Origin of the sequence: Hafnia alvei (assembly GCF_964063325.1) — a bacterium.
Taxonomy (GTDB): Bacteria; Pseudomonadota; Gammaproteobacteria; order Enterobacterales; family Enterobacteriaceae; genus Hafnia; species Hafnia alvei_B.
Window position 1 is genome coordinate 317,852 of sequence record NZ_OZ061315.1, and the last position, 16,153, is coordinate 334,004.

A 16,153-nucleotide genomic window follows, 5' to 3' on the forward strand; every position below is an offset into this window, starting at 1 on the left:
GCGACAGGTCATACGACTAATTAAGATGAAACTTCCATTGATTGTTTTTCTTCTAACAACTTCTCGACAACGCCCGGATCTGCCAGCGTTGAGGTATCCCCCAAGTTGCTGGTATCACCGGCGGCAATCTTGCGTAGAATGCGGCGCATAATTTTCCCAGAACGGGTTTTAGGTAGTGCATCAGTCCAGTGCAAAATATCCGGCGTGGCTATCGGGCCAATCTCTTTACGCACCCAGTTGCGCACTTCGGTATAGAGCTCTGGCGTTGGCTCTTCTCCGTGATTGAGCGTGATGTAAGCGTAGATCGCCTGTCCTTTAATATTATGCGGAACGCCGACCACCGCAGCCTCTGCGATCTTTGGATGAGAGACGAGAGCCGACTCAATTTCAGCTGTTCCCAAACGGTGTCCTGAAACGTTGAGCACGTCATCAACGCGTCCGGTGATCCAGTAGTACCCATCTTCATCTCGACGTGCACCATCCCCACTGAAATACATGCCCTTAAAGGTGGAGAAATAGGTTTGCTCATAGCGGTCATGATCGCCGAATAATGTGCGAGCCTGACCCGGCCATGAATCAACCATAACCAGATTGCCTTCGCAGGCACCTTCTTGCGGTACGCCGCTGTTATCCACCAATGCAGGTTGTACACCAAAGAAAGGCAGCGTTGCGGAACCTGCTTTAAGCTCGGTGGCTCCCGGTAGCGGTGTGATCATGAAACCACCGGTTTCGGTCTGCCACCAAGTGTCCATAATCGGGCATTTCCCATTACCGATTTTGTTGAAGTACCATTCCCATGCTTCTGGGTTAATAGGTTCGCCCACCGACCCCATGATGCGTAAAGAGGTGCGCTGTGTGCCTTCGGTTGCTTTGTCGCCTTCCGCCATCAATGCGCGAATTGCGGTCGGCGCAGTGTATAGAATGTTTACCTGATGCTTATCCACGACCTGTGATAAACGGTTTACGCCGGGATAGTTAGGTACGCCTTCAAACATCAACGTAATCGCACCGTTCGCAAGCGGGCCGTACAGCAGATAGCTATGACCAGTGACCCAACCCACATCGGCGGTGCACCAATAGATATCGCCAGGATGATAGTCAAAGACATATTTGAACGTGGTTGCGGCGTAAACCAAATAGCCACCGGTAGTATGCAACACGCCCTTAGGCTTACCGGTTGAACCAGAGGTATATAAAATGAATAGCGGATCTTCGGCATTCATTTCTTCGGCTGGACAATTAGCATCAACCTGCTCAATCAGGTCATGCCACCAGAAATCGCGCTTCTCATTCCATTCCCCCTGCTTGCCAGTGCGTTTGAAGACCACCACGTGTTCAACGCTTTTAACATTTGGGTTTTTCAGTGCGTCATCGACGTTTTTCTTGAGTGGAATAGGGCGGCCTGCACGCAGGCCTTCATCGGCGGTAATCACCACCTTTGAATTGGAATCGATAATGCGTCCTGCAACGGCCTCTGGAGAGAAACCACCAAAAATCACGGAATGGATGGCACCAATGCGTGCGCATGCAAGCATCGCCACCGCCGCTTCAACCACCATCGGCATATAGATGGCGACTACATCGCCTTTTTTCACGCCGAGCTTTTTAAGCACGTTGCCGAAACGACAGACATCGTGATGCAGTTCGCGATAGGTAACCGTTTTGCTTTCCTGCGGGTTATCACCTTCCCAGATGATCGCCGTTTGGTTGCCGCGCTCTTCTAAATGGCGGTCAAGGCAGTTAGCTGCCAAGTTCAAGGTGCCGTCTTCAAACCAGCGAATGCTGATATGTCCGGGATCGAATGAAGTATTTTTTACTTTGCTATAGGGCTTCATCCAATCAACAATTTTTCCGTACTCGGCCCAAAAACCATCGGGGTCACTAACTGAACGTTGATAGAGTTCACGGTACATCTGTGGATTAATCAGGGTATGTTCTGCAATGTTTGCAGGAATCGAATGTTTATGGATCTGGCTCATCGTTATCCTCCTTGCGGATGTTAATATTATGTCAATATAAGGTTAAATCTGTTTTGCGCGCTCTATTTGTGTCTTTTTTGCGCGATTGATCACGCAATAAAAATATTGATATCTAGCAAGGCGATAGAGAGAAGAGTGGGCTTAGTATTTGCTCATCTAAGATTGATAAATGGAGTGGTGCTCAATTATAAGAAAATGAATGAAATTACGTGGGGTAACAATATATCCGCTAATAATCGAGGCATAAGAAAATAAAGAGAAGAATCTATTATTAGAATTATCAGAGAATAGAAAATAGGGTGTGATAAGTTTATTTTTTCTCCATATTAAAGATAATGAGGTAGGAATATATCTATGACTGCACCATGATGGTGCATAATACCTCGCTATCTATCGACTAATTATTCGTTTCAGCTCAAAATTATACTAAAACATATGCATAATTAATCGCACGGATATGCACGTGTGTTTTGTGTTGTATTGATTTAATATTTTCTTTTATAACAATTGGTTATTTGTGATTTTATTTTAGAGGAAGTCTATTCTGACGCGGTTTCAGCGTACATTCCGATTTAATATTGGCTTGCGGAAAGCCCGTGCAAAATGGTACAGAATATAGGTCACGGTTGGACAGGTCGTGATAGGAACGAGGTCAATCCTTTAGACTATAAAACTACATCTGCAGATAAATATAAGAAGCTGGGTAGGCTCTATTATAATTGAGGAACATTTTCTGGAATGAAAAAATTTAAGTTTACGCTCGCTTGGCAAATCGTCGCTGCATTAATTTTGGGTATTATTGTTGGCGCTGTTTTGCACAATCAGGAAGAGTCTCGCGTTTGGCTGGTGAATAATATTCTGAGCCCTGCTGGTGATATCTTTATTCGTTTGATCAAGATGATTGTTATCCCGATAGTGATTTCGACACTTATCGTGGGTATCGCTGGCGTTGGTGACGCCAAAAAACTAGGCCGTATCGGTCTTAAAACCATTATTTACTTCGAAGTGATCACCACGGTGGCGATTATCGTGGGGATTACGCTGGCGAACGTCTTCCAACCGGGGCACGGCATTGATATGTCAACGCTAGCCACCGTCGACATTTCGCAATACGAAAAGACGACAGAACAGGTGCAAAGCGGTTCGCACAGTCTGGTTTCGACCATTCTGGCGCTGATCCCTTCCAACCTATTTGCGTCGATGGCCAAAGGCGATATTTTGCCAATCATCTTCTTTTCAGTGCTGTTTGGTCTGGGCTTGTCTTCGCTGCCAAAAGAGACCAAAGAGCCACTGCTGAAGGTGTTCAAAGCCGTTTCGGAAAGCATGTTTAAAGTGACCCATATGATTATGCGCTACGCGCCTATCGGGGTATTTGGCCTGATTTCTGTGACCGTCGCGAACTTTGGTTTTGCGTCTTTGGTACCGCTCGCCAAGCTGGTTGTGCTGGTTTACTTTGCAATTATCTTCTTTGCATTAGTCGTTTTGGGCTCGGTCGCCAAACTGTGTAAGTTCAGCATCTGGACCTTAATTAAGATCCTCAAAGATGAGCTGATTTTGGCTTATTCCACTGCGAGTTCCGAAACGGTATTGCCGCGAATTATTGAGAAGATGGAAGCCTACGGTGCACCAAAATCTATCACTAGCTTCGTGGTACCAACCGGCTACTCGTTTAATCTGGATGGCTCTACGCTTTATCAAAGTATTGCGGCTATTTTCATTGCACAGCTGTACGGCATTGAGTTGTCTATCGGCCAAGAAATCGTTTTAGTACTGACGTTAATGGTGACCTCTAAAGGTATTGCCGGTGTGCCAGGCGTTTCATTTGTGGTGCTATTGGCTACGCTCGGCAGCGTGGGTATACCGTTAGAAGGTTTGGCGTTCATTGCCGGTGTTGACCGTATTCTGGATATGGCACGTACTGCGCTAAACGTAGTGGGTAATGCTTTAGCGGTACTGGTAATTGCTAAATGGGAACACCAGTTCGATCGTAAAAAAGCCAAGGCTTATGAAGCGAATATGTTAGTAAAGGCTGAGCAAGCCTAAACGTCACACTCGATCTGCTTCTCTCCTTACTGAGGCAGAGCAAATAGCTCACAGGTTTAAGATTAGCTCGAACTGCCCCTCCCCCTGCAAAGGGGGAGGCTGGGTGGGGGTCTTAACCTGACCACATCACTCATTCTTAAACTGGTCCATCTCTAACTGATATTGTTTTAGTTTGCGCCATAACGTAGTACGCCCAATCCCCAGCATTCTTGCCATATCATGTGGTTTACCCTGTGCGGCGTGCGCTGCTCGGATAATCGCCTGACGCTCGGCGTCTTGCAACGACATCACGGGCATAAGCAGCTGGCTCTCTGGCTCAACCGCCAACTTTTCCGTCATCAAATGCTCGGGTAAATCTGCCATGCGGATATGGTTGTGCTGGCAAATCATCGCGGCACGCTCAACGACGCCTTTTAATTCCTGGTCGTTACCTGGCCAAGGATAATCGCGAAGCTGTGATAGCACGGCTTCATCGATGTGGTAACGACAATGGAAGTGCTGGCCTAGCGTATTCAAATGGTGAGTCACTAGCAGCGGAATATCGGATTGCCGTTGGCGAAGTGGTGGGATCTGAAGTTCGAAGGATTGCAGCGTGTAGAACAGCTGACGACGGAAACGACCCTGTTTCACTAGCAGCGGCAAATTGGCGCCGGTTGCGGCAATGATCCGTACGTCGACTGGAATGACGCGGCTGGAGTTCTGCCGCATAAGTACGCCGGTTTTGATAATTTGTAGCAGTACTGACTGCATTTCAGGCGGCAAATATTCAATTTGTTCCAGATAGAGTGTGCCGCCGTTTGCCAGCTCAAATTTGCTGGGTAAACCCGAATCGGTTTCGGTTGCATCGCTGCCGAGCAGTTCTTTGGCAAATTGACCTTCCACCAACGTTTGGCAGTTTATGGCGATGTACGAACCGTTTGCCCGTTCGCTGGCATTATGAATCGCCTGCGCTAACAGCTCTTTACCGACGCCCTCTTCGCCCAGCAGTAAAATAGGGTGCTGGCCTCGTGCAGCTTGGCGACCATATCGCAGTAACCGTCGCATATCTAACGATGCCGCAGGCATTTGTTCAAAGGTTTGGCTGACTTTGCCAAGCTGATGGTTCACCAGGCGTCGTAGCTGGTCCAACGGATGTAGTAACGCAATGAATCCACAGTGTTCACCGTCAGGCACGGGTTTCAACGTTATCAGCGTTGCGATGAACTGCTTACGGCTTTCAAACGTCATCTCGACATGATTGAGCGGCAGGCGTTGCTCAATGGCGTGTTGAAGTAGAGAAGGCAGCGTGATCAATGAAGGAAGAGGACGGCCGAGGCTGTTTTGCTCATCTAATAGCAAGATGCCAGCGGCGCGATGGTTAAGATATTGCAGGCAGCCGTTGTGATCCCACGCTAAAACGCCGTCTTCCACGCCGTCTAGCAAAGCATATAGTTCATTAAGGTGGCGATTGGTTTCCGAGAGCAGAGCATCCGTGTGCAGTGAGTTACCGATCTCACGGGCAATCGCCAATGTTAAAGGCAAATCGCTGGCGGCATAGTCGTGATTCAGGCATGCGATGACAATCACCGCTCTTTGCCGGCCACTGTTGTCGTAGACCGGCGTTGCGCAGCAGTGCCACGCACGTAAGGCTTGCTTGAAATGTTCGTCGCCGTGAACCTGCACCGGATTTCCATCGCGCATCGCTAAGGCAGGTGCATTGGTACCGATGTGTCCCTCTGCCCAATAGCTGCCGATATCAAACCCAAGCTCCGCGAGAGCCGTGCGCGTTTTGATGTGCCCACACTGCCAAAGCAAACAGCCGCTTTCGTCTAGGATCTGCAAAACGCAGGGGCGAGATTCCATATATTCGTAGGCATCTTCCAATGCGGCCTGGCCCAGAACCAGCAGATCGTTTTTACGTTGGCAAATAGAGCGTAACGTTGCGCCTGCGGCACGATGTGGCATTTTCCACGGCATAGGCTGCATCAGCTTTTGGCAGCGGATCCATGATTGATAAATGGGCTGTGCAGGACGCATTGTCTCTGGCAGATTGCCGTGAGAGAAGAAATAGATCCAACGGTCGAGAGAAGTATCTGGCTGCACTCATAAAATCCATCAATTAAAGATATGCAGCTATTAAAGCGAGAAAGGGGAATAAATTCCGTGAGCTAGATGCTAACAGGGGCTTATGGTTCAAAAAAACAAAAGGGCGGAAATCCGCCCTTCTGATTAACGACATCAAACGTCTAACATTAGTTGCGGAAAGGGTTTTTACCTTTGCTGCTGCTAGATGTTGTGGTTGATGCTGAAGCCGGTTGAGCCACAGGGGCTGAAGCGGCTGTGTTGTAATCGCTGTTAACCTGTGCCGCTTGATCTTTACCCTGCGGAGCAATGGTGTCCGGCGTGGTAGAAACAGGCTTGGTTAGACCGCCGTTTAAGGCCATCAGATCGTTCTGGTTCAGCGTACCCAAGGCATATTTAATATTGAGCTGGCTGATCAGATAATCATAACGTGCGTTAGACAGGCTTTCTTTTGCGCTGTACAACGTAGTCGTCGCGTTTAGCACGTCAACGATGGTACGAGTCCCCACCTGATAACCTGCTTCGGTTGCTTCCAAAGAGCTTTGCGCCGAAATCACAGCCTGACGATAAGCTTCAACGCCGCTGATAGAGGCGGAGATGTTGTTAAAGGAAGAACGAACGTTTTGAATTACGCTGCGGTGTGCGCTTTCCAGAGATTCACTGGCGCCAACAAAGTTGTATTGCGCTTGTTGAACCTGAGAGTTAGTCGCTCCGCCAGAGTACAACGGCAGATTAAACTGCAAACCAATGGTGTTCTGGCCCTGATAGCTGCTAGCGCCGTTTGAGTTCTGGGCTTTTTGGCTATTGGACAAGCTGTTGTAATCTGTGTTGCTCACGCCAGAAGATGCGGTCAGATCCAGCGTTGGCATATAACCTGTCTGTGCGTATTTAATCTGTTCACGCGCCAAGTCTTGGCTCAAGCGAGCACTCAATAATGACAGGTTACGTTTTTCAGCTTCTTGTAGCAGGCTGTTAACGTTATCTGGCTTGCTGGTGGTGAAGCGATCAACGTTCAGAGAGTCCAACTGACCGTAGTACTGACCGGTAATCTGACGCAGTGCTTCCAGAGAGTTATCCAGATCGTTGCGCGCGGTGACTTCGTTAGCTAAAACGAGATCGTATTGAGCGCGGGCGTTCTGCACGTCGGTGATAGCAACCAGACCTACGTTAAAACGCTGGGTGGTTTGGTCTAACTGACGATAAATCGCTTCTTTGTTTGCTTCAATATAAGACAACGCGTCAATCGCGCGCAGTACGTTGAAGTAAGCAGTCGCAGAGTTCAGCATCAAAGTCTGTTCTGAAGACTGATAAGAGACGTCTTGGATACCCGCCTGTTTTTCAGTCAAAGACAGCTGACGCCATTTAGACATGTCAAAAATAGTTTGGGTCAGTTGTAGCGACGCGCCGTAATTATTCGAGTTCAAGCCGTCGTTATCACGCATCCCATTGGTATAGGTATAGTCTGCGCCCAAGCCGAGCTGAGGTAACAGCGGGCTGCGGGATTCATTAATCTTCTCAAAAGCCACATCACGATCTGCCGCAGCTTTACGCAGATCTGGGTTGCTTTCCTTGGCTTGCTGATATACCTGCAGCAGGTTTTCTGCATGGCTTAACGTGGTAAAGCCACCAAGGCTCAGGCCAATAAGAAGGGGGAGCAGTTTCTTCATTTGCATTCCTTGTTGTGCAGCAAAGTTGCTATTGTAACGCTGACTAAAGTCATATAGCCGCCGATTCTAACAGAGACCGTATCTTAAGGAGCGTGGCTTTACGTGCCATCCCCCTTAATTTACCTAAATAAAGGGTAAAGTGATTGAGTATTTTCACTTTGACCTTAAATCAATAATATCCATGCTAATAATCACACTACATTTAGGAATTTAGCCGTATGAGCGAAAATAAATCATCACCCGTCACATTTGGTCAAAATGATGTTGAAATTATTGCACGGGAATCACTCTACCGCGGCTTTTTTTCGCTAGAACGCTATCGTTTTCGGCATCGTCTATTTGATGGCAGCATGAGCGGTGAGGTTGTGCGTGAAGTTTTTGAACGCGGCCATGCGGCGGTGCTGCTTCCTTACGATCCAAAACGCGATGAAGTGGTGCTGGTGGAGCAAATCCGTATTCCGGCATACGACTCAAGCGAAACGCCGTGGCTGCTCGAAATGGTGGCGGGAATGATTGAACCCGGCGAGTCAGTGGAAGATGTTGCGCGCCGTGAGGCACTGGAGGAAGCGGGGATCCACGTCCAACGTTGTAAGCCTGTGCTGAGCTATTTGGCGAGTCCTGGCGGCACCAGCGAGCGCTTGTCGATTATGGTCGGTGAGATTGACGCAGCAAAAGCATCGGGTATTCACGGGCTTCCTGAAGAGCACGAGGATATTCGCGTGCATGTGGTCAGCCGTGAGCAAGCGTATTGCTGGGTAGAAGAGGGCGTGATAGACAATGCCGCATCGGTTATTGCATTACAGTGGCTGGCGTTGCACCATGAGTCGCTTCGCCGCGAGTGGAATTCTTAATATGATAAAGCGTTATTCCCCAGACTTTCCTCTAATGATGAGACTGTGCGAGACTAATTATGCGCAATTGCGCCGTTTACTGCCGCGCAAGGATGAAGTGGGTGAATCGCAGGGATATCGGGTCAACGGTGCGAGTTATCAGATAAAAATTATCGAATCGACGCGCTATACATCAATGGCTGAAATTACCCAGACGGAGCCAGCACCGGGCCCTTGGGGCTTACCTTCGATGAGTGTGCGTCTGTATCATGACGCTATGGTTGCGGAAGTGTGTGCAAGCCAACAGATCTCTCGGTTCAAAGCACGCTATGATTATCCGAATAAAAAGTTGCATCAGCGCGACGAAAAGCATCAAATTAACCAGTTTCTTGCGGATTGGTTGCACCATTGCCTAACGCACGGTGTTATGGCAATTCCCGTATATTAGAGCCTGTTTTACTGCACTGAGCCCTAACAACCAGCGCAATGATTATTTTTACAGATTTTTGGCAGACTAAAGTCACAAAGGACACCATTTGGAAAGCCTGTTTCAACTAACCGTAGCACGTGGGGCTCCGGTTAGGATTTTACAAATCACAGACACGCATTTGTTTGCGGGTGAGCATGAGACGTTATTGGGCGTTAATACTTACCGCAGCTACCACGCAGTGCTAGAGGCGATCCATGCCCAATCCCGCCCTTATGACATCGTTGTCGCAACGGGAGATTTGGCGCAGGATCACTCTGTGGCGGCATACCAGCATTTCGCAAAAGGTATCGCAACGCTGAATAAAACCTGTCTGTGGCTGCCGGGCAATCATGATTTCCAACCCGCGATGGTCGATACGTTAGCTGATGCTGGCGTGGATCCAGCTAAGCATATGCTGCTGGGCGATCATTGGCAGATTATCCTGCTTGATAGCCAAGTTTTTGGTGTTCCCCACGGTGAACTTAGCGAGTATCAACTCGAATGGTTGGATCGTACTCTGTCGCTGTATCCAGCGCGTCATTCGTTGATTTTACTCCACCACCATCCGCTGCCTTCTGGCTGCACATGGCTCGATCAGCACAGTTTACGCAATGCGCATATGCTAGGGGAGGTTCTGCAACATCACCCTCTGGCGAAAACGTTGCTGTGCGGACATATTCATCAGGATTTGGATCTAGAATGGCAGGGGCGTCGTTTGTTAGCTACGCCGTCGACCTGTATTCAGTTCAAACCTTTATGCACTAACTTCACAATTGATACTCTATCGCCCGGCTGGCGTTATCTGGATCTACATCCAGATGGGACGCTCACGACTGAACTGCACCGCTTAGAAGGTACAGAATTCAGACCGGATCTCGACTCTGACGGCTATTAATGATGCCCACGCTTTTATATCTCCACGGTTTTAACAGTTCACCTCGCTCCGCCAAGGCCACCGCATTTAAGCAGTGGCTTGCTGTTCACCATCCTGAAATCACCATGTTGATCCCTCAACTTCCTCCTTATCCTTCCGATGCGGCTGAAATGTTGGAGGAGATTGTGATGTCGCGTGCGGGGCGTCCGCTGGGCGTGGTGGGCTCTTCTTTAGGGGGTTATTACGCGACGTGGCTTTCACAATGCTTTACCTTGCCTGCGGTTGTTGTGAACCCTGCGGTGAAGCCGTATGAACTGCTCATCGACTTTTTAGGGCAAAACGAGAATCCCTACACCGGCCAGCAATATGTGTTAGAGTCTCGCCACGTTTACGATCTGAAAGTCATGCAGGTTGACCCATTGGAATCGCCAGATCTCCTCTGGTTATTACAGCAAACCGGTGATGAAGTTCTGGACTATCGACAAGCTGTGGCTTACTACGCGTTATGCCGTCAGACCATTGAGCCTGAGGGTTCACACAGCTTCGTTGGTTTCGAGCGATTCTTCCCACAGATCGTCGATTTTTTAGGGCTTACCACCGAGTAACTCTGCGTGGTACGTCTATCACCACTGAACGACACACCAGCGTGTGCCGTTTGGTCGACGCTAACTAACGACTTATACGATTCATACCATGACTCAATCCAGCTATAACGCTGACTCTATTGAAGTTCTCAGCGGCCTAGAACCCGTGCGCCGTCGTCCGGGTATGTACACCGATACCACGCGCCCAAACCATTTGGGTCAGGAAGTCATAGATAACAGTGTCGATGAGGCGCTGGCTGGCCACGCATCTCGCGTTGAGGTCATTTTATATCCCGATCAATCACTTGAAGTGATTGACGACGGGCGTGGTATGCCAGTGGATATTCACCCTGAAGAGGGTGTCCCCGCTATTGAACTGATCCTGTGTCGTTTGCATGCAGGCGGTAAATTCTCGAATAAAAACTATCAGTTCTCCGGCGGTCTGCACGGCGTAGGTATCTCGGTAGTTAACGCCCTTTCTAAGCGTGTTGAGGTCACCGTGCGCCGCGACGGACAGGTGTACCAAATGGCGTTCGAGAACGGCGACAAAGTTGAAGACCTGCACGTTACCGGCACCTGCGGTAAACGTAATACGGGCACCAGCGTGCATTTCTGGCCTGATGAAAAGTTCTTCGATAGCCCAAGATTCTCAGTTTCTCGCCTCAACCATCTGCTGAAGGCTAAAGCAGTATTGTGCCCAGGCGTTGAAATTGTCTTTAAAGACAAACTGAATAACACCGAACAGCGTTGGTGCTATCAGGACGGTCTGACTGACTACCTGATGGAAGCCGTTAACGGTTTGATTACGTTGCCAGAACAGGCGTTCACCGGTTCATTCTCAGGTGATACCGAAGCCGTTGACTGGGCGCTGTTATGGCTGCCTGAAGGCGGTGAGCTGTTAACCGAAAGCTACGTTAACCTGATCCCAACCATGCAAGGCGGTACGCACGTTAATGGTCTGCGTCAGGGGTTGCTGGACGCGATGCGTGAATTCTGCGAATTCCGCAATCTGTTGCCGCGTGGCGTGAAGCTATCAGCCGATGACATCTGGGAGCGCTGTGCTTATGTGCTCTCGGTGAAAATGCAGGATCCGCAGTTTGCAGGACAAACCAAAGAACGCCTGTCTTCGCGTCAGTGCGCGGCTTTTGTTTCTGCCATTGTTAAGGATGCTTTCAGCGTTTGGCTTAACCAAAACGTACAGGTGGCGGAACAACTGGCAGAGCTGGCAATCTCTAGCGCTCAACGCCGTATGCGTGCTGCGAAAAAGGTTGTCCGTAAGAAGCTGACCAGTGGACCAGCGCTGCCGGGTAAATTAGCTGACTGTACCGCGCAGGATCTTTCCCGCACCGAGCTCTTCTTGGTGGAAGGGGATTCCGCGGGTGGCTCTGCCAAGCAGGCGCGTGACCGTGAATATCAGGCGATCATGCCGCTGAAAGGTAAAATTCTGAATACGTGGGAAGTCTCTTCCGACGAAGTGCTGGCCTCTCAGGAAGTGCACGATATTTCCGTTGCCATTGGTATCGATCCTGATAGTGAAGATCTCAGCCAGCTGCGCTACGGTAAAGTCTGTATCTTGGCGGATGCTGACTCCGACGGTTTACATATCGCCACGTTGCTGTGTGCGCTGTTTGTACGCCACTTCCAAGCCTTGGTGCGCGGCGGGCATGTGTATGTTGCGATGCCGCCGTTGTTCCGTATCGATCTGGGCAAAGAAGTTTACTACGCGCTGGATGAAGAAGAGAAAGCGGGCGTGCTGGAACAGCTCAAGCGCAAGAAAGGTAAGCCGAACGTACAGCGATTCAAAGGACTGGGTGAAATGAACCCGCTCCAACTGCGTGAGACTACGCTCGATCCGAATACGCGCCGATTGGTACAGCTCACCATCGATGACACTGACATCGCGCAGACCATGGCGGTGATGGATATGTTGCTGGCGAAAAAACGTTCCGAAGATCGTCGTAACTGGTTGCAGGAAAAAGGTGATATGGCCGATCTGGACGTTTAGTCCGTACGCCTATCATCCTGATAACGGGTCGCCTTGGCGGCCCGTTTTTTTATGCTTTGCGATACTTTAAAACGCTGCTATCTGTGATGAAGATCGGTTTTGTGAGGTATCGCATTGCATGATGGATAGAGGGCGATCCTATATCCCTGTGACAGTCCTATAAAAGATGAGTTACTATCGCGGGCAATTATGCCCGTCATACTTCGAGTTGCATGTGCGTTGGCTACGTGAATTCTTTAGAGTATGTACAGACCAAGACAGTCGTGAAGTCCCGCTGCGGACTGTTTTATATATTCAGTTAGGGCGGCGGCCAGAGGATTATTAATGAGCGATCTGATCCATGACGGCAGCGAGCGCCAAGCGCTGCACACATTTACAGAGAACGCCTATCTCAACTACTCCATGTACGTCATCATGGACAGGGCGTTACCTTTTATCGGTGATGGATTAAAACCGGTACAGCGTCGTATCGTGTATGCGATGTCAGAGCTGGGCTTAAGCAACAGCGCCAAATTTAAAAAATCAGCGCGTACCGTCGGTGACGTGCTGGGTAAATACCATCCGCATGGCGATAGCGCCTGTTATGAAGCCATGGTTTTGATGGCTCAGCCGTTCTCCTATCGTTATCCGTTGGTCGATGGTCAGGGAAACTGGGGGGCACCGGACGATCCGAAGTCGTTTGCCGCCATGCGTTACACCGAATCTCGCCTGTCTAAATACGCCGAAGTGCTGCTGGGCGAGCTGGGTCAGGGAACGGTTGATTACACGCCAAACTTTGACGGCACGCTGCAGGAGCCTAAAACGCTGCCTGCGCGTTTGCCAAACATTTTGCTGAATGGCACCACGGGTATTGCCGTGGGTATGGCAACGGATATCCCTCCGCACAACGTGCGTGAGCTGGCCGCTGCGCTGGTTGATTTGATCGAAAAACCAAATCTGACGTTGGACGATATCCTTGAACATGTTCAAGGTCCTGACTATCCAACGGAAGCTGAAATCATCACGCCGCGCGAGGAGATCCGTAAGATCTATCGCACCGGCCGTGGTTCAGTACGCATGCGTGCGATCTGGAAAAAAGAAGACGGCGAAGTGGTGATCAGTGCGCTGCCGCACCAGACTTCAGGCGCTAAGGTGTTGGAGCAAATCGCCAGCCAAATGCGAGCGAAGAAATTGCCGATGGTTGAGGACTTACGTGACGAATCCGATCACGAAAACCCAACTCGTTTGGTGATTGTGCCGCGTTCTAACCGCGTGGATATGGATCAGGTGATGACGCATCTGTTCGCTACCACCGATCTGGAAAAAAGCTACCGTATCAACATGAACATGATCGGCTTGGACAATCGTCCAGCGGTCAAAAACCTGCTTGAAATTCTGACCGAATGGTTAGCGTATCGCCGTGATACCGTACGCCGTCGCTTGAACTATCGCTTGGAAAAAGTGTTGAAGCGCCTGCACATTCTGGAAGGTTTGCTGGTGGCGTTCCTCAATATTGATGAAGTGATCCACATCATTCGTACTGAGGATGAACCCAAGCCGAAACTGATTGAACGCTTTGCGATTTCAGAAACGCAGGCCGAAGCGATTCTGGAATTAAAACTGCGTCACCTTGCCAAATTGGAAGAGGTGAAAATTCGCGGTGAGCAGGACGAATTAGCCAAAGAGCGCGATCATCTGCAGGCATTGCTGGCTTCTGAACGTAAGCTGAATACGCTGATTAAGAAAGAAATTCAGGCTGATGCACAGGCGTATGGCGACGATCGCCGTTCTCCGCTGCAGGAGCGTGAAGAAGCGAAAGCTATGAGCGAGCACGACTTTATTCCATCTGAGCCGGTGACGATTGTGCTATCGGAAGGCGGTTGGGTGCGTAGTGCGAAAGGCCATGATATCGATCCTACGGGATTAAGTTACAAAGCCGGTGATAGCTTCCGCGCCGCCGCGCGTGGCAAGAGCAATCAGCCGGTGGTGTTTATCGACTCTACGGGGCGCAGCTATGCGCTTGATCCAACCACGTTGCCATCTGCTCGAGGGCAGGGTGAACCGTTAACCGGTAAATTAACACCACCGCCGGGCGCAACCATTGAGCAAGTGCTGATGGCCGCTGATGACCAAAAACTGTTGATGGCGTCGGATGCCGGCTATGGCTTCGTATGTACCTTCAATGATTTGATTGCGCGTAATCGTGCGGGTAAGGCTATGATTACGTTGCCTGAAAATGCCAAAGCGCTGCCACCGTTGGAAATTAACGGACCAGACGACATGCTGCTGGCGATCACTCAGGCTGGCCGTATGTTGATGTTCCCTGTCAACGATCTGCCGCAGCTATCGAAAGGCAAGGGCAATAAGATTGTGTCCATTCCTTCCGCGCAGGCCGCATCGGGTGAAGATAAACTGGCGTGGCTGTTTGTACTGCCACCACAAACGTCAATCACGGTGCATGTTGGCAAGCGTAAACTGGTAATGAAACCACAGGAATTGCAGAAATTCCGCGCTGAACGTGGACGTAAAGGCACGCTGTTACCGCGTGGCCTGCAACGTATCGAACGCGTTGATGTGGAAATGCCAGAGCAGCTCAAAGTGGGGCCGGGCGATAGCGAAGAGTAAAGGGTTGTAAGACCCCCTCCAGCCTCCCCCTTCGCAGGGGGAGGATAAAACGGGCGCGTAATGTTTTATTTCCTCATTAACAAGAGGGCGCTAATGGGGGAAAATTATCATTGAAAATAATGGTTTTGATGCTGCCGCCCAGTAATCTCCGGTGTGTTTTGCAGCTAAGTCGGTATACTAACCCCGGCTAAATGTTTACGAGGTTGTTATGTTATCCATCATTCGCATTGTGCTGGTCACGCTGTACTGTATTTTGGCCTGCATCTTTGGTTGTATTTATTGCTTATTTAGCCCACGAAATCCACGCCACGTGGCGACGTTTGGCCACATGTTTGGCCGTTTGTCACCGCTGTTTGGTTTGAAAGTGGAAACGCGTATTCCTGCAGAAGCAAAGAACTACGGCAACTCCATTTATATTGCTAACCATCAAAACAACTACGATATGGTCACCATATCGAATGCCGTGCAGACCAATACGGTTACCGTTGGCAAGAAAAGCCTGATTTGGGTTCCGTTCTTTGGACTACTCTATTGGTTGACGGGCAATTTGCTGATTGACCGTGCGAACCGCGCCAAAGCGCATAATACGATTGCACAGGTGGTAAATCAGTTCCGCACTAAAACCATCTCTTTCTGGATGTTCCCAGAAGGTACTCGTAGCCGTGGTCGTGGTTTGATGCCGTTCAAAACCGGTGCCTTCCATGCCGCTATTGCCGCTGGGGTGCCGATTATTCCGGTGTGTGCGTCGAATACCCACGATAAAGTTAAACTTAATCGTTGGAATAACGGTTTGGTGATTGTTGAAATGTTGCCGCCAATCGATGTGACTCAGTACGGCAAAGATCAGGTACGTGAACTTTCGGCCCACTGCCACGCATTGATGGAAGCTAAAATTAACGAGCTAAACGCAGAAGTTGCTGCGCGTGAAGCCCAAATGCGTGAAGCGAAGTCCTGATCCTAAAATACGATAATTTTGGCCTGCCAGCGTTTGGCAGGTTTCTTATTTAAACGATTGAATTCAATCGTTGATGCTGAAT

11 protein-coding genes are annotated in these 16,153 nt (G+C 49.6%); 8 read left to right on the top strand and 3 right to left on the bottom strand.

Annotated features, from left to right (window positions below):
* Positions 1 to 20: 20 nt before the first annotated feature.
* Complete coding sequence (acs, locus tag AB3Y96_RS01500; protein WP_072307056.1) at positions 21 to 1,979, bottom strand: acetate--CoA ligase; 1,959 nt, start codon at positions 1,977 to 1,979, stop codon at positions 21 to 23.
* 738 nt (positions 1,980 to 2,717) lie between these two features.
* Between acs and gltP the strand changes: the two genes are divergently transcribed.
* Positions 2,718 to 4,022, top strand: a complete 1,305-nt coding sequence (gltP, locus tag AB3Y96_RS01505) for a glutamate/aspartate:proton symporter GltP (RefSeq protein ID WP_072307057.1) — start codon at positions 2,718 to 2,720, stop codon at positions 4,020 to 4,022.
* Positions 4,023 to 4,148: 126 nt separating this feature from the next.
* Here gltP and dhaR read toward each other — a convergent pair whose 3' ends face one another.
* Both dhaR and tolC read right to left on the bottom strand, forming a co-directional pair.
* On the bottom strand, positions 4,149 to 6,038 hold the full coding sequence (dhaR, locus tag AB3Y96_RS01510; RefSeq protein ID WP_072307133.1) for a dihydroxyacetone kinase operon transcriptional regulator DhaR: 1,890 nt from the start codon (positions 6,036 to 6,038) through the stop codon (positions 4,149 to 4,151).
* Positions 6,039 to 6,253: 215 nt separating this feature from the next.
* Positions 6,254 to 7,750 carry an outer membrane channel protein TolC gene (gene tolC, locus AB3Y96_RS01515; protein ID WP_072307058.1) on the bottom strand — a complete coding sequence of 499 codons (1,497 nt, stop codon included), beginning with the start codon at positions 7,748 to 7,750 and terminating at the stop codon, positions 6,254 to 6,256.
* A 218-nt stretch (positions 7,751 to 7,968) separates the two neighbouring features.
* Between tolC and nudF the strand changes: the two genes are divergently transcribed.
* From nudF to AB3Y96_RS01550, 7 genes are all read left to right on the top strand, one after another.
* Positions 7,969 to 8,601, top strand: coding sequence for an ADP-ribose diphosphatase (gene nudF, locus AB3Y96_RS01520; RefSeq protein ID WP_367298332.1), 633 nt, complete (start codon positions 7,969 to 7,971; stop codon positions 8,599 to 8,601).
* A gap of 1 nt (position 8,602) precedes the next feature.
* The gene (locus AB3Y96_RS01525) at positions 8,603 to 9,028 is read left to right on the top strand and encodes a DUF1249 family protein (protein WP_072307060.1); all 426 of its coding nucleotides are present in this window, start codon (positions 8,603 to 8,605) and stop codon (positions 9,026 to 9,028) included.
* 88 nt (positions 9,029 to 9,116) lie between these two features.
* Positions 9,117 to 9,944: a 3',5'-cyclic-AMP phosphodiesterase gene (gene cpdA, locus AB3Y96_RS01530; protein WP_072307061.1), complete on the top strand. Its 828-nt coding sequence runs from the start codon at positions 9,117 to 9,119 to the stop codon at positions 9,942 to 9,944.
* A 2-nt stretch (positions 9,945 to 9,946) separates the two neighbouring features.
* Positions 9,947 to 10,528 carry an esterase YqiA gene (yqiA, locus tag AB3Y96_RS01535; RefSeq protein ID WP_040044744.1) on the top strand — a complete coding sequence of 194 codons (582 nt, stop codon included), beginning with the start codon at positions 9,947 to 9,949 and terminating at the stop codon, positions 10,526 to 10,528.
* An 88-nt stretch (positions 10,529 to 10,616) separates the two neighbouring features.
* Positions 10,617 to 12,512: a DNA topoisomerase IV subunit B gene (gene parE / locus AB3Y96_RS01540; RefSeq protein ID WP_040044745.1), complete on the top strand. Its 1,896-nt coding sequence runs from the start codon at positions 10,617 to 10,619 to the stop codon at positions 12,510 to 12,512.
* Positions 12,513 to 12,836: 324 nt separating this feature from the next.
* Positions 12,837 to 15,116 carry a DNA topoisomerase IV subunit A gene (gene parC, locus AB3Y96_RS01545; RefSeq protein WP_072307062.1) on the top strand — a complete coding sequence of 760 codons (2,280 nt, stop codon included), beginning with the start codon at positions 12,837 to 12,839 and terminating at the stop codon, positions 15,114 to 15,116.
* 208 nt (positions 15,117 to 15,324) lie between these two features.
* Entirely contained in the window at positions 15,325 to 16,071 is a 747-nt protein-coding gene (locus tag AB3Y96_RS01550; protein ID WP_046457543.1) for a 1-acylglycerol-3-phosphate O-acyltransferase, read from the top strand.
* The last annotated feature ends 82 nt before the right edge of the window (positions 16,072 to 16,153 follow it).